Consider the following 14,597-nt stretch of genomic DNA (forward strand, 5'->3'; position numbering starts at 1 on the left):
TGGAACTTCCTTTTTATAATTAAGGCTCTATAATATTTGTTGGGGTAAAAGAAAAATAAAAAACACGCAATCTCCTATTTTTGTTATCATTGTTTAAACCACTAAACCAAACAAAAAGGAGATGCGTGCAATTGAATTCTAACATAACATTACCTGGGTTGGAAGAAGGAAATATATTAGATACAGAAGTACGAGAAGGTATTTATTACATTAGGTGGGAGTTGGAGAGAGCCTCTCATCGTTGTCCACAGTGTGGAGAGTGGACAAACAAGGTACATGATTATCGTACGCAGAAAGTCCGTCATCCTAGCATATTCGGAAGGCAAACGATTATTTTTTACCGAAAGAGAAGATATAAATGCGTTTTCTGCGGAAAGCGATTCTTTGAAAGAAACCCTTTAGTCAAACGTTATAAAAGACAATCCATTGAGTTTAATCAAGTATTGTCATTAGAGCTTGTTCATGGAAAAAGCTTTCGAGACTTGGCGACACGTTTTCATACATCGCCAACTACCATTATGCGTCGATTTGATGAGATTACTGCATCGAAGATGAAGGAAACACAAGCATTGCCTAAAAAGTGATAGCGATTGATGAGTATAAAGGGGATGCAGGGAACGAGAAGTATCAAACGGTTATAGCTGATCCGATTAATAGAAAACCTTTAGAGATTTTAAAAGATCGTAAAAAAGATACATTAGTGGATTATCTAAGAATGCATGGTGAGAAGGTAGAATTTGTAGTCATGGACATGAGTCCATCCTTTAAAGCAGCTGTTGATAAGGCATTAGGGCACCCCATTGTTATCGCCGATCGTTTTCATTTTACACGATATATATATTGGGCTTTAGAAAGAGTGAGAATTCGTGTACAGAGAGAGTTTCATGATTATGATCGGAAGAAGTGTAAACGTATGCGACATGTGTTTTATAAAAAGCAATCGAAGTTAACGAAAAAGCAACAATGGTATTTAGATCGCTATTTACACATGTCACCAGATTTAAAACGCGCCCATGAGTTAAAAGAAGCGTATAATGTCTGGTTTCAACTAGCCAAGGCCAACGGCCCTAATGCTTTAAAAAATACTAAAAAGTATCTCTATCAGTTTTATGAACTTGTGCAAAATGCAGGGCTGCCGGAATTCCTAAAAGCAAAAGAAACCTTTCACAATTGGCAAAAAGAAATTATGAATAGTTTTGCTTTTGATTTACATAATGGTTATATCGAAGGAATCAACAATCAAACAAAGGTTATAAAACGAAATGCATTTGGATTTAAGCGATTCGATCGCTTTCGAGCAAGAATACTATTACATCATCAATATAAAAAGAAAGTGGTTTAATATAAATAGGAGTGAGCTAATTGCTCACCCCAACATTTGACTTAGAACCATAATTAAAAGGGAACGATAATATGAAAAAGAATAACTGAAATAGTCTTACAACATGCTACCATCAATTGAACAATTATAGAATCCAAAATGTGCCCATAACTAGTAGGGTGCATTTTTTTTGTTCTTTCATAATTCAAGTTCCTCATTCGCCAACTAATTATAATTTGAACATTTTCACCCAAGTGAATTCCTTTTATCAATCCTTTATACCTATTTAATTAATATAGTAATGAATAAACAATACTTTAAGACTGATACTTTATAATTATGAAAAATATTTATTTTCTTAATTTACAAAATATTAATGTTAACTCCATAATCTATTAACAGTACTCTACTATACTTCAAATGTAGAGAAAGTAAATCTATTAGAAAATAATAGAATTAAGTAGGATTTTTGCTAAATAAATGTAAAACCGGAAGAAGCCAGGCACATCTATAAATTCCCGGGAGTGATTGAATGAAAAGAAACCCGATTAGAAAAATTAAGTTCCATCTTCTTATTCAATTAATCGCTATATTATTTTTGTCGATCTATATTTCTACGATGATAACATCACCAACAACCGCTGTATTTCAAACTGAAACGGAGTTGTTGAAAGGAGGCATATTGGCTTCCGATACATATGCTGGATATGATGATCCTAATAAAGTAGATGAAGCAATTGAGGATGGGTTGGAAAATGAACCGACAAATAATTTGAACAAGCAATCAATTGATGATTCAACGAATGGATCAACCAATGGTACGAGCACTAAACCAATGGAGGAATCAAATGATTCTAACAAACCGGTGGCAGAAGAAGAGCTTGAGCAAAGAGAAAAAGATGAAAATGAATCACAAGAGAAAGATGCAGATGAAGAGGTTGATGATACAACTGGCGATGAATAACAGCTCTCAAAGTTTATATAAACATGATTAAAAAAATGAAACATTCAAGGAAAAAACAATGTGAGGTGAGATTAGATGATGTGGCGAAGCATGAAAAAGCTTACAAGCGGACTGATAACAACCGTACTATCTATGTTACTGATTGTTACTGTGTTCACAGTCATTTTACAACAAGCAACCGATGGAACACCAAATGTATTCGGATATCAATTAAAAACAGTTTTATCCGGATCTATGGAGCCAGAATTTCAAACAGGATCTATCATATCAATCCATCCACAAGAAGATACTACACAATTTCAAAAAGGAGATATCATCACTTTCCAAAATTCAGATGGGATGGTAATTACCCACAGAGTTGAAGAAGTAAAGAATAACGGAGAGCAATATGTGACTAAAGGGGATAACAATAATAGAGCAGATTCTGAATTGGTGGTCGCTGACAGTATCCTTGGGCAATATACCGGGTTCACCATTCCATATGTAGGATATGCGACTCAATTTGCTAATTCTGAAGAGGGTGCACTTTTCTTATTGATCATACCTGGTGTAATGCTAGTTGGCTATTCGATTATTAATATTGGACGAGCGTTAAGGCAAGTAGAAACCTCAAGTAAAGAAAAAACAGAAGTAAGTAATCATCAGTGACTTCGTCTTATCAGGCTTACCACCTGATGATGCGTTCACAATAAAATTAAATCTTTTTAAGGAGGAATCATGATGGGAATCAAAAAGCAATTAGGTATGGGTGTAGCTACAGCAGTATTGGGATTATCATTGATAGGAGGTGGCACGTTTGCATACTTTAGTGACAGCACAGAAACAAGCAACACATTCGCTGCGGGCACACTGGATCTAACAGCAGAGCCTACGGAGATTATTAATGTGGAAAATATGGCACCTGGAGATTCGATGGTTCGTGACTTTGAGCTTCAAAATAGTGGTACGCTCGATATTAATACAGTGTATTTAGAAACGAATTATACTGTTGAGGATGCACAAGGTGATAATTCCGAGGATTTTGGAGAACACATAGAAGTAGAATTTCTTTATAACGTAAATAACTTGGATGAAGTGATTTATCAAACAACATTAGCTGAGCTGCAAGACATGACACCTGAAGCGATTAATGAACATATTTTTTATCCAGCTATTGGCAATGAAGGTCTTGCGGCAGGAGACTCACATGATCTTGTCGTTCAATTCAACTTCAAAGATAGCGGAGAAGACCAAAATCAGTTCCAGGGTGATGCTTTAAACCTTGAGTGGACATTTATTGCAACACAAGGTGAAGGAGAAGATATCTAGGTAAATACAGTGATGATCGAACAAACTTGAACGAACTTGTAGTGCAATTTTTAATATTACTCTAATAAACTAAGAATCTTAATTTTTCAGGGAGGGAAGTTATTTATGAAGAATGTATTAAGAGATTTGAAAAGTGAAAAAGATTTCAAATTTAAAAAGCGCTCTATAGCTGCGTTGCTTACAGTTGGAATTATTTTACCAAGTGCAGTTGCTGTGGCAGATCAGCAAGAGCATCCTGATGCAGAAACGTATAAACCTAGCCCAGTTCCGGATCGAGTTTTACTAGGATGGGAAGGGGATACAGCTACAACTCAATCTGTTTCATGGAGAACAGATGAAAGTGTTACGTCTCCTGTGGCAGAAATTGCAGTAGCCGAAGAAGGGCCTAATTTTACTAGTAATACATCAACGATTGAGGCAGAAACAAGTGAAGAAATTGAGGCTAACCTTGGCTATACGAGCCAATACCATACAGTGAACTTTGAAGGTCTTGAACCAGATACACAATACTTGTATCGCGTGGGCGATGGTGCAAATTGGAGTGAGTGGTATGAGTTCACTACGGCATCAGAAGAAGACGAGCCTTTTTCATTTATTTACATGGGTGATGCTCAAAACGATATCAAAGAGCACTGGTCAAGGGTGATGCGCAGTGCGTATTCAGACTTATCTGAAGCAAGCTTTATTGTTCATGCTGGAGATATGATAAATCATGGTGATGCAGATGAGCAATGGGGTGAGTGGTATGAAAGCGCTGGATGGATTAATGGCATGATACCAAGCATTGCAACAGCAGGAAACCATGAATATTATAGAATTACAAATGGACCTAATACACTCTCTGAATATTTTGGACCTCAATTTGCCTATCCTGGTAACGGTCCTGAGGGACTAGAAGAGCAAGTAGGCTACTGGGATTACCAGGATATGCGAATTATCTCTTTAGATTCCAATACAGGACATGTAGATATTGATCAGCAAGCCGAATGGTTGGATGAGGTCCTGGAGAACAATCCGAATAAATGGACAGTTATTACGTTCCATCATCCAATTTTCTCTTCCGGAGAAGGACGTGATAACGTAGCGCTACGTGAAGCGGTATTGCCTGTGATTGAAAAGCATAATGTAGACTTAATCTTTCAAGGACATGACCACACATATGCTCGAGGACATTTGAGTAATGAAGAAGATGGAGAAAAAGAATACAGCACTGGTACGATGTTTGTTAACTCCGTCTCTGGTCCAAAGATGTATAATAGATCTGAAGTAGTTTGGGAGGAAAATAACGCTTATGTGAGAAGTGGTGCAGAAGATACTCAGATGTATCAACACATTTATGTTGATGGAGATGAATTGAAATATGAATCATATAACGCTTTAGGTGAAATATATGATGAGTTTACAATGACAAAGCAGTCAGATGGTCAGAAGATTATTACTGAAACAGAGGGGTCTGAAGAACCAGTTGAATCTACTATCGAAGAAGTGAAAACACAGGTTGATGAGTTATTGGCTGCAGGAGATATATCAAGTGAAGAAACAGCTAGGCATTTAAAGACTCACTTGAATTCAGTCGCGCATTATCAAGAAAATCAATCCGTGGATAAGGCAATAAATCATATGAATAGTTTTATAGAGTTATTGCAAGTTATAAAAGAAGAACAATTAATTACTGAGAATGCTTTCAATGTACTAAAAGCTAGTGCTGAAGAATTAATTGAACAGTGGAGATAAAGGAAGAGGCCTAATTAGAACATCTCTTGTAGTGAAAAAATCTACTGCAAGGGATGTTCTATTTTTATTGTTACTACCTTAGGGTTTATTCAATTTCTATTAAGTAGGAATGATTTTTCTTATCCATTAAACGGAAAATGTTGAATACCATAGACAAATAAAAAGGAACTAAGCATGAGAATAATTGCTATAATTAGTAAAATATAAACGACTCTCTTGCTCATATATCATCACCTCTTTTTTAATAAGGGATTTAGCACATAATCAAAATTTTACAAGTGACAATCGAATACGAAGAAATATGTAGATTGTTTTGGGAGAAGGGGAAGGTGATACCGCTGATGTATAAGTATCAGCGGTATCACCTATTCGCTGGATAAGCAAGTACATTTCGTTATGGATTCAGCAAAAGTGTTTATTCGGATGAGCCTTTTTGTTAAAACACCTATTTCCCAATCTCATTTCCAAATATATTCAAATAACCTAGTTGATACGACGTGTAATAAGCAATGATTAATGCAAAAATCATTCCAAAAAGGAATATCCAATCTTTTCTATTAACCTTCATTCGATGATAGTACGTACGCTCGCGTTCTCCAGTAAAGCCTTTGGATTCCATTGCTATTGCAACTCGTTCGGCTTTTCTTATCGAATTTGCTAGCAAAGGAATAGCATATTGTTTCATATTTTGTAGCCGGTTCTGCCACCCTTCTGCTCTGCTGATTCCTCGGATACGATGCGCTTGTTTCAGTAATTCAAATTCATGTTGTAACATTGGCAAAAAGCGATAACCAGCTAAAATACCATAGGTTAATTTTGGAGATAACTTACATTGTTGCATTAAACTTAACATAAATTTTGTTGGATTTGTCGTGAATACAAATAATAAGGATAATGCTATAAAACATAAGGAACGTAAAGCAAGGCTTATTCCGACTTCAGCACTACCTGTCGTCACTTCAAACCAAAGAAATGTAAAAATAACGTCTCCAGTTGCGTAGGATTCATCGGTGTAAAGCATTGTCATCCAAGCGAGTGATGTAGCAAACAACGAAAGTGGCATGAAAATCAGGAACCATTTCTTCAATGGGACGCTTGCTAGGATAAATGTTATTGCTAAGATATACAATAAATAGATGAAGGGTGTAATCATATCGAAAGAAAAACTAAGAAATATTCCAGGAATTAAAACTGCCAGAGCTTTCATGCTAGGATTTCTATTCTCAATCATTGCATATGCACCACTTCTCGTTTAACAGATTCTCGAACACGATAAGGTTCTCTTAATCTAGTATCTTGTAATAACTCTTTCTGATTCCAAAGCGATTGTGGATTCCCATCAAAACGTACGCTTCCTTTATCTATCACTAATGCCCGTTCACAATATGTATCTACTAAATCCATATCATGTGTTACAAAAATAATAGCTGTTCCTTGAGCTTGCAGTTCCAATATCATGTTCATCAATTCTTTTGTAGTATGAGCATCCTGTCCAAATGTAGGTTCATCAAATAAAAGTAAATCTGGTGTTTCATCTAACATTGTAGCTACACTTAAACGACGTTTTTGACCTCCGCTTAGTGTAAAAGGATTCTTCCATTGATGATCCAATAGTCGAAATGCCTGCAGTAAAGAAATCGTACGATGATTAATTTCACTAGTAGTATAATTGTTTAAGCGCATACCAAAAGCGACCTCATCAAATACCGTATCACAAATAAATTGATGCTCGGGTTGTTGAAAAACAAACCCAGTATGTTTCGATAATATTTTCCGATCCCATGCTTGTAAATCTTTTCCTTGAAATAAGATATTACCATTGTGATACTTTTTTAATCCGATTAAGCATTGTAGTAGGGTAGATTTTCCAGCACCATTTTCTCCTAATATCGTAATAAATTCACCTTGCTTAACTGAAAAAGAAATATCCTTTAATATAGCAGACTTCTTCTGGTAATAGTGAAGATGATGAACTTCTAAACACACAGGCATAGATTTTTCGTGCGATACTTTCTTAATAGTTTCTTGGTTATCCAGATACTTCATTGGAATTGCAATTTGTTGGTTTCGCAGCATATTTTGATGTAATTGGAAAGCTGTTTCGGGCTTTTCATCTATTAGAATGTGATTATCTTTACTTAATACGACTAGCCGATCTGCATACATTTCCCAATCATCGACTTGATGTTCAATAATTAGTACGCCGGTATTTGTTTTCTTTTGTATTGCAATTATAAGCTCAATAAATTCTAATCTGGACATAGGGTCGAGATTCGCTGTTGGTTCATCTAAAATGATATACTTTGGCTCCATTAGTAAGACAGAAGCTAAAGCTATTTTTTGTTTCTGGCCTCCGGATAAACGGTGAATGTCGGCATCTATGTACTCGAGCATTCCTATTTGTTGTAATACCTTCTTTATCTTTTTTTTCATTTCAGAACGTGGAATAGCTAGGTTTTCTAGTACAAAAGCTAATTCATCTTCCACTCGAACCATACAAAATTGACTTTCCGGGTCTTGAAATACGATGCCAACCTCTTGGTTAATTATACCTCTTGGGTACTCGGCAATATTCTTACCCTTATATAAAATATTTCCTTTTGTGGTTCCTTCTACAGCTTCTGGATAAAGTCCATTTAAACAAAGTGCCAAAGTACTTTTCCCAGAACCACTTGCCCCCATTAGAATGGTAATGTCATTTTCATAGATCGATAAAGATAACTGATGAATACTAGCAGTTTCGCTTGTATTGTACATAAATGAAAAATTATCAAGTTTAAATAGGGGTTGATCAAGATGCGCTTTGTTCACGTTGTTTCTGACGCTCCCTTCCTAGTGGATAACCACTAAGCACTCCAGTTTTAGCTAGTTGGTCAGCTGTTAATTTTCCAAGAAGACCAGATAAAATTGCGCCGCTTATAATTCGAGTGACAAACATTAATCCTACTAACCACGAGGCATAAGCATCGTATCCAGACATGAAGTAATGGTAAGGAAAACTAATCACTGCGGCTCCAATTCCAGAAAAAATGAGTATTCTCAGGCGGTAATCTTTCCAACCAGTAGCTGCGAAAGCGAGTTCCGCACCGAGACCTTGTACCATACCGGATAATATTAATGTTGGTCCTGAGGTAGAGCCAATTAGAACTTCAGTTAGAGCAGCAATTGTTTCGGAAGTGAAAGCGACGCCTGGTTTTCTAATAATGTAGGCAGCAACAATAGATACAATAAACCATATCCCGAATATAAATTCATAACCTAATGGACCTAATCCTAATGGAGTGAGTGCTCCAAATAATATATTTCCCACTCCAAAGAAAGCAAGATAAATTAACCCGAAAACTACTCCAAGCATTGACATTAAAACAACATCTTTTAATTTCCAGTTTTTCGTCATAGATATCCACCTTTTAACCTTTATTTGACGGACTATTTGCAGATATAGTAAATGTCATCGTCACATGTGATACAACTTCTCGTACATTGTCAAAGGATTGTTGTAGTGCAGAGAAAATATCATTTACATCTCCGTCTAGCCGTGTTGCATAATGAGAATGACTAACCTGTACACCTGTATTTTTAGATAAATCAATTTGTTCATAGATTTTATCCATATAATCTTCACGGCCAAGCGGGTATAGAGAAAATTTACATCCTGCTTGCTGCTTTAAACTATTTGAATTAGATTCGTTCATTAATTTATCAGACTCCTCCATGTAAACATCACCAGAAGAATCACCTGGGCATCCAATGGAAAAAGTTCCACTCATGGCTACATGTTCTCCAGTTTTTGCTGCATGTAAGAAAATAGCTTTTGTCACATCAAAGATATGAATCGATTTTCCGCGAATACATGTAGTAACATCATCTGTTTCTTTCCATACTTTTGACGTATCCACTTCCTCAAGGGTAGATAAAATAATATCGACAAAATCACTACTCATCGGAAATAAAGTAAATTGGCATCCTGTAATTCTGCTTGTACTGCAAATGTTTGTCATCGTGTATTCCTCCTTATTTTTGGGCAATAAAAAAACTGCACTCCTAAGGGAATGCAGTTTGTATATATGAATGAAAAAAAGTAAATATATATTCATACAACGAACTACACTTCCCCACGCTAGTATTATCTAGTTCGGGTTATAAGGGTCAGGCATTGCCTTCTCAGCCATAGTTATAGCTCCCCTAGTGCGTACGATAGAATATGCAGTTTTATTTATTATAGTTTCATCATAAGCAATATTCATTCAAATGTAAACCATTCAGTTATTTTTATATTTTTAATTGTTTTAAATACTTGTCTGCTTCTTTTGCGCTCTTAGTATAGCTATTGTTTTTCCAATGATTCCAAATCTCCGATAGTGCTAATGCCAGTACTGATAATCCCGTGGCAATTTCTTCATTCGTAAAAGGAATGAGTTGATGGCCAAATAGCATAGATACTGTATTAGCAAATACTACGAGAAGTATAAACAGGCGGACCCATTTATTATTGATACTTTCTAAAGCTGCTCTCATGGACAATCCCTCCTTATTTAATAAATATGGAGAGCACCTATCCGTTATGATTAAGTTCTGAATATTTTGTTATAATTAAAGTAGTTTGTTTGACATCGTGATATGAAAAAGAACAGGAGGGTCAATACTGAGAGGGGAAATTGTAATTTTAAATGGTGTACCACGATCCGGAAAATCAAGTGTTATTAAAGAACTTCAATCACTATCAAAGGAAATATGGGTTAATTTAGGAGTAGATCAAACAGCAGCTATGATCGATGAAAAATTTTCACCTGGAATGGGATTGAGACCTGGTGAAGAGTTTCCAGAACTAGAGGAGAAAGTGAAAAAACTTTACATTGCTTTGTTTCATTCCATTACTTGTTATAGTAACCAAGGGCTTCACGTTATTGTCGATGTAGGTTTTCATACAGATTATTTTATGGAATTTAATCCATATGAAGAAATGAAAAAAATCCTCAAAGAAGAAAATGTGCATTTTTTTACCATATATTGTCCACCTGAAGTTGTGATGGAAAGAAGAAATCGCACATGGGGACAAGAATGGGACGGTAAACAAGTGCCAGAATATGTATATCGCTGGCATCATGCAGTTTATAAGAGCAATTCATCAACACATCAATTTGATACTATGTGTATGTCTAGTAAACAAATAGCTAAAGAGATTCTTCAAATAATCAATTAGGGGGATTTATGTGAAGAAAATACTGTTTATTTTTCTTAGTGGATTGATATTACTTACGTTTCTTGGCGTGGTTACATTTGTTATGTTACCTAGTTCCAATCAATCGTCGTCAGGTACTTCTAATTTGAATGAAAAAGATAATCAAGATCATGAAATACCACTAAGTGAACAAGAGGGAACTCTGCAAGGTTATTATTTCAATGGTTATATCGATATGCGTGATTCGTTTGAAAGTTTTGAGGAAGAATCAGAGTACATTTACTATATGAGTCAGCATTTTGACTATTATCGCAACCAAGCTTTCGACCATGATACAGATGAATCCAAAGAAGACCACGCAAAGTATTTTAGCCAATTAGATCCTCTAAATGCGCTTGTCTCTTTTAGAAACAAGACGAAAGTTGACTTACAAAATGGTGATTATATAAAAGTGACCTTCAAAGGTGGAATTATGGAATCTTATCCAGCACAAATTGGTGAGGTTGTTGAAGTAGAAGTAATTGGCCGGAAGAAGGAATAAAGGAGTTTATGAAATGAAACGCTATGTCATTATCACGGTAGGCAAGACACATAGTGTGTTTTATTGTTCATAAACAAATTAAATATTTAATTATTATATCATTATAATGTTTAGTGACATATTATTTTGAATTTAATGTCATTTAGAATAACTTATTAGCGCAAAGTTTATAAAGTAAAATCCTTTAAAATTTCAATATTGTTAAAAATTTACAATACTGTAAAACATTATAATCTTTGTTGACGCTGCCAAAATGACCCTGTAAGATATAAAAATATAGGCGGTTGGAAAATAAAACCAATAAATAAAGTATTTTCCAAGTTTAATTCCGCTACTATTTAAAGGAGGAGTAACATGAAAGCAGTGTTTAGAACAAAGTCAATGAAATTATTCGGAACATCCATTGCTGCACTCGCCTTTTTTACGTTTGCTGCTTGGCAAACAGTTTCTGCACATGGTTACATCGAAGAACCTCAATCAAGGAATCTATTATGTCACGAACAAGTGAATACTGATTGTGGAGCGATTCAATGGGAGCCGCAAAGTCTAGAAGCACCAAAAGGTTTTCCAGGTCCAAGTATTCCTGATGGACAGATTGCATCTGCTGGAGGAGCTTTCCCAGAATTAGATGAGCAATCTGCAAACCGTTGGGAAAAGGTCGATATGGACTGGGGAACGAATACATTTACATGGCATCTAACTGCGATGCATGCAACTACGAAATGGCATTATTACATTACAAAACCAGATTGGAATCCTAATGAACCGCTTACAAGAGATCAATTTGAATTAGTACCATTCTATGAAATTTATGATGGAGGAGCCCGTCCAGGACAAAAAGTTACACATCAAGTAACTATACCTGAAAGATCAGGGTATCATATTATCTTAGGGGTTTGGGACGTAAATGACACGGCAAATGCTTTCTATAATGTTATTGATGCTAATTTTGGTGGAGAGTCTACAGGTCCAGATCCTGAACCAGGTGATCCAGAAGAACCTGAATTACCAGATGTACCGGAATGGAATGCAAGTACAGTGTACCTTGGTGGTGACCAAGTAATTTATAATGGCAAATTATATCAGGCGAAATGGTGGACGAGAGGAGATATTCCTGGCAGCTCCCAAGAATGGGAAGAAGTAGTTACAGGGACAACTACATCCCAAGACGCTTTTGAATCTATTACTGCTTGGAATACGCTTGCGTATTAATAGATTTCTATAATAAGAGAAAGTTCCGATCACTAGATTCAAATGATCGGAACTTTTCGTTGTTATTGGACTTTTTCAAAAAAGTTGGGCAGATAATCTTTATGTGCTTCTAACATTTCATTGAGAATTTTCTTAGCGATCGTATCTGATGGAACAAGGGGATTAATCGTCATTGCTAAAAGTGCTTTATTATAATCACCAGAAACAGCGGAATCTGCCGCTATCCTTTCGAAAGACTTGATCTGACTGACCAACCCTTGAACTGCTACAGGAAGCTCATCCATGATAATTGGTTTTGGACCTTCTTTTGTAATCACACAGCTTATTTCTACCGCAGACTCATAAGGGATACTTTGAATTGCACCACGATTTATTGTATTTACTGGCTGAATATCTCTCCGATCATTATAAATAGAATCTATTAAACTACATGCAGCCTCACTATAGTATGCTCCACCTCGCTTCTCTAATTGAGGTGGTTTAATTGATAGAGTCGGGTCTTTATACAGCTCAAATAACTCATCTTCTAATTTTTTTACTACCTCTGCACGAGTACCGCTTGATACGGCATTTTCTTTTTCATTGTCAAGCATCTCATCTGTTTTAAAATAATAACGATGGTATGGACATGGAAGGACTCCTAGGGCTTCAATAAAGGAGGGTTCCCATCCCAGGTCAACAATATTTTCCATAGTACCAGTGGAATTAGTCTCTGTCATTCGTTTTAATACATCAGAAGTAGTTTCTTTTCCGTCTACATAAATATGTAAACCGAAGACCATATGGTTGAGTCCAGCAAAGTCTATTTCTACTCGATGTGGCTCCACTTCTAAAAAGTTTGCAACCATCATCTTCATCCCTATAGGAACATTGCACAGACCAATAACTTTTTTCCAATTGCTATGTCTTAGCACAGCTTCAGTGACCATTCCGGCAGGATTTGTGAAGTTAATTAACCAAGCATTTGGACATTGTTCTTCCATATCTTTGACGATATCTAGAATGACAGGAATCGTTCGAAGTCCTTTAAATAACCCACCTGGTCCATTTGTTTCTTGACCAATTACTCCATATTCTAAAGGTATTCTCTCATCTTTTGCCCTTGCTTCCAGTTGGCCAACCCGAAATTGTGTGGTTACAAAATCTGCGTTCTTAAGTGCTTCTTTTCGGTCAAGTGTCAGATGAATATTGATAGGGACATTTGCTTCTTTTACCATTCTTTTTGCTAGATCACCTACAATTTCTAACTTTTCTTTTCCTGCTTCAATATCTACAAGCCAGATTTCATTGACGGGTAATTCATCATAACGCTTAATAAATCCTTCTATAAGTTCAGGGGTGTAGCTTGACCCTCCACCTATAGTGACAATTTTTATTCCGTTCATAAAATGAAAACATCCCTTCTAATAATTTAAAATTATCAAAATATGATTTATAATAAACTTACATACTAAAGAGAAATGGCGAGTGAATGAATGATGTTTTCCAATAAAAAAATTAGTGAGTTTTCCGATTTAGAGTTCGCTTTATATAATTTTATTGTCACACATCCAGAAAAGGTGATTTATATGCGTATTCGGGATTTGGCAAATGAAACGCATGTTTCACCAACTAGTATTTTAAGGTTTTGTAGAAAACTAGGATTCGATGGATTTACTGAATTTAAAGTTCAATTAAAAATCTATATAAATCAAACGGAAAAATTAAGTTTTATTCATTCAACTACCACATTAACCGAATACTTAGAACGTACAATGCAACATGACTATGATCAGCGAATTCGCATGATTTCTCAATCTATTGCTGCTGCAGAAACAATTATTTTCATTGGAATAGGAACATCGGGTATTTTAGCGGAATATGGTTCTAGGTATTTTTCAGCCTTAAAAAAGTTTTCACTGTATATAAAAGACCCCTTTTTTCCCATGTACACTTCTCCACTGAAAAATAGCATTGCTATAGTATTATCAGTATCTGGGGAAACGGAAACCATCATCAATCTTACTAATCGAGCAAAGGAAGAGGGAACAAAAGTAATTAGTATAACGAATTATCCCGACTGTACGTTGGCAAAACTATCTGATTACAATCTTTCTTATTTTGTTTCCACAGAGTATAGAGAATCATTTAATTTGACTACGCAAATACCTGTCATTCATTTATTAGAAAGCCTAGCTAAAGAAACGTATAAATATATTCATACGTAAATCTACAAATAGTTAAGCGCTTATATTTAACTTATATGAGATAACCAACTGTTGTAAATGTATATACGATGTTTTGTTTTTTGTTCCATCAAGTTGGGAGCTGTTTCAAAGTAGGAACAGGGTGTACC

General features: G+C 35.6%; 14 protein-coding genes, 1 pseudogene and 1 riboswitch. Of the genes and pseudogenes, 9 read left to right on the top strand and 6 right to left on the bottom strand.

Translation table 11 applies throughout. From position 1 onward, the window contains the following. Positions 1-125: 125 nt before the first annotated feature. The 5 genes and pseudogenes from OB_RS04280 to OB_RS04300 all read left to right on the top strand — a co-directional run bounded on the left by OB_RS04280 (position 126) and on the right by OB_RS04300 (position 5,327). Positions 126-1,342 (top strand): annotated as a pseudogene (locus OB_RS04280) (ISL3 family transposase). A 511-nt stretch (positions 1,343-1,853) separates the two neighbouring features. After that, on the top strand, positions 1,854-2,285 hold the full coding sequence (locus OB_RS04285; protein WP_011065205.1) for a hypothetical protein: 432 nt from the start codon (positions 1,854-1,856) through the stop codon (positions 2,283-2,285). Positions 2,286-2,360: 75 nt separating this feature from the next. Then, positions 2,361-2,933, top strand: a complete 573-nt coding sequence (sipW, locus tag OB_RS04290; RefSeq protein ID WP_011065206.1) for a signal peptidase I SipW — start codon at positions 2,361-2,363, stop codon at positions 2,931-2,933. Between the two features lie 72 nt (positions 2,934-3,005). Continuing rightward, positions 3,006-3,593, top strand: a complete 588-nt coding sequence (locus OB_RS04295; RefSeq protein ID WP_011065207.1) for a CalY family protein — start codon at positions 3,006-3,008, stop codon at positions 3,591-3,593. 105 nt (positions 3,594-3,698) lie between these two features. Next, positions 3,699-5,327 carry a purple acid phosphatase family protein gene (locus OB_RS04300; RefSeq protein ID WP_011065208.1) on the top strand — a complete coding sequence of 543 codons (1,629 nt, stop codon included), beginning with the start codon at positions 3,699-3,701 and terminating at the stop codon, positions 5,325-5,327. Between the two features lie 445 nt (positions 5,328-5,772). Here OB_RS04300 and OB_RS04305 read toward each other — a convergent pair whose 3' ends face one another. From OB_RS04305 to OB_RS04325, 5 genes are all read right to left on the bottom strand, one after another. Next, positions 5,773-6,558, bottom strand: a complete 786-nt coding sequence (locus OB_RS04305) for an energy-coupling factor transporter transmembrane component T family protein (protein WP_011065209.1) — start codon at positions 6,556-6,558, stop codon at positions 5,773-5,775. After that, positions 6,555-8,138, bottom strand: coding sequence for an ABC transporter ATP-binding protein (locus tag OB_RS04310; RefSeq protein WP_011065210.1), 1,584 nt, complete (start codon positions 8,136-8,138; stop codon positions 6,555-6,557). The genes OB_RS04305 and OB_RS04310 overlap by 4 nt, the downstream gene beginning before the upstream one ends. Beyond that, positions 8,119-8,724: an ECF transporter S component gene (locus OB_RS04315; protein ID WP_011065211.1), complete on the bottom strand. Its 606-nt coding sequence runs from the start codon at positions 8,722-8,724 to the stop codon at positions 8,119-8,121. The genes OB_RS04310 and OB_RS04315 overlap by 20 nt, the downstream gene beginning before the upstream one ends. A gap of 13 nt (positions 8,725-8,737) precedes the next feature. Next, a complete protein-coding gene (locus OB_RS04320) occupies positions 8,738-9,328 on the bottom strand; it encodes a Ykof family thiamine-binding protein (protein ID WP_011065212.1) in 591 nt (196 codons plus the stop codon). Between the two features lie 94 nt (positions 9,329-9,422). Continuing rightward, positions 9,423-9,524, bottom strand: a riboswitch (TPP riboswitch). A gap of 75 nt (positions 9,525-9,599) precedes the next feature. Further along, positions 9,600-9,845: a phage holin gene (locus OB_RS04325; RefSeq protein ID WP_011065213.1), complete on the bottom strand. Its 246-nt coding sequence runs from the start codon at positions 9,843-9,845 to the stop codon at positions 9,600-9,602. 145 nt (positions 9,846-9,990) lie between these two features. Here OB_RS04325 and OB_RS04330 point away from each other — a divergent pair, with 145 nt between their 5' ends. The 3 genes from OB_RS04330 to OB_RS04340 all read left to right on the top strand — a co-directional run bounded on the left by OB_RS04330 (position 9,991) and on the right by OB_RS04340 (position 12,262). After that, positions 9,991-10,530 (top strand): phosphotransferase-like protein, encoded by a 540-nt coding sequence (locus tag OB_RS04330; RefSeq protein WP_081427492.1) that lies wholly within the window; start codon positions 9,991-9,993, stop codon positions 10,528-10,530. A 10-nt stretch (positions 10,531-10,540) separates the two neighbouring features. Next, positions 10,541-11,050, top strand: coding sequence for a DUF3221 domain-containing protein (locus OB_RS04335; protein WP_011065215.1), 510 nt, complete (start codon positions 10,541-10,543; stop codon positions 11,048-11,050). A 354-nt stretch (positions 11,051-11,404) separates the two neighbouring features. After that, positions 11,405-12,262 (top strand): lytic polysaccharide monooxygenase, encoded by an 858-nt coding sequence (locus OB_RS04340; RefSeq protein ID WP_011065216.1) that lies wholly within the window; start codon positions 11,405-11,407, stop codon positions 12,260-12,262. A gap of 62 nt (positions 12,263-12,324) precedes the next feature. On the opposite strand, the gene OB_RS04345 is transcribed toward OB_RS04340, so the two are convergent. Beyond that, positions 12,325-13,647 (bottom strand): 6-phospho-beta-glucosidase, encoded by a 1,323-nt coding sequence (locus OB_RS04345; protein ID WP_011065217.1) that lies wholly within the window; start codon positions 13,645-13,647, stop codon positions 12,325-12,327. A gap of 93 nt (positions 13,648-13,740) precedes the next feature. Between OB_RS04345 and OB_RS04350 the strand changes: the two genes are divergently transcribed. Further along, a complete protein-coding gene (locus tag OB_RS04350; protein WP_041544463.1) occupies positions 13,741-14,469 on the top strand; it encodes a MurR/RpiR family transcriptional regulator in 729 nt (242 codons plus the stop codon). Positions 14,470-14,597 lie beyond the last annotated feature (128 nt).

The organism is Oceanobacillus iheyensis HTE831 (genome assembly GCF_000011245.1).
In the GTDB taxonomy this organism is placed as follows: domain Bacteria; phylum Bacillota; class Bacilli; order Bacillales; family Amphibacillaceae; genus Oceanobacillus; species Oceanobacillus iheyensis.

Bases quoted from the DNA above. Each gene is read 5' to 3' on its own strand.
- OB_RS04285 (WP_011065205.1), top strand. From the start codon at position 1,854: ATGAAAAGAAACCCGATTAGAAAAATTAAGTTCCATCTTCTTATTCAA.
- sipW (WP_011065206.1), top strand. From the start codon at position 2,361: ATGATGTGGCGAAGCATGAAAAAGCTTACAAGCGGACTGATAACAACC.
- OB_RS04295 (WP_011065207.1), top strand. From the start codon at position 3,006: ATGGGAATCAAAAAGCAATTAGGTATGGGTGTAGCTACAGCAGTATTG.
- OB_RS04300 (WP_011065208.1), top strand. From the start codon at position 3,699: ATGAAGAATGTATTAAGAGATTTGAAAAGTGAAAAAGATTTCAAATTT.
- OB_RS04305 (WP_011065209.1), bottom strand. From the start codon at position 6,558: ATGATTGAGAATAGAAATCCTAGCATGAAAGCTCTGGCAGTTTTAATT.
- OB_RS04315 (WP_011065211.1), bottom strand. From the start codon at position 8,724: ATGACGAAAAACTGGAAATTAAAAGATGTTGTTTTAATGTCAATGCTT.
- OB_RS04320 (WP_011065212.1), bottom strand. From the start codon at position 9,328: ATGACAAACATTTGCAGTACAAGCAGAATTACAGGATGCCAATTTACT.
- OB_RS04325 (WP_011065213.1), bottom strand. From the start codon at position 9,845: ATGAGAGCAGCTTTAGAAAGTATCAATAATAAATGGGTCCGCCTGTTT.
- OB_RS04340 (WP_011065216.1), top strand. From the start codon at position 11,405: ATGAAAGCAGTGTTTAGAACAAAGTCAATGAAATTATTCGGAACATCC.
- OB_RS04345 (WP_011065217.1), bottom strand. From the start codon at position 13,647: ATGAACGGAATAAAAATTGTCACTATAGGTGGAGGGTCAAGCTACACC.
- OB_RS04350 (WP_041544463.1), top strand. From the start codon at position 13,741: ATGTTTTCCAATAAAAAAATTAGTGAGTTTTCCGATTTAGAGTTCGCT.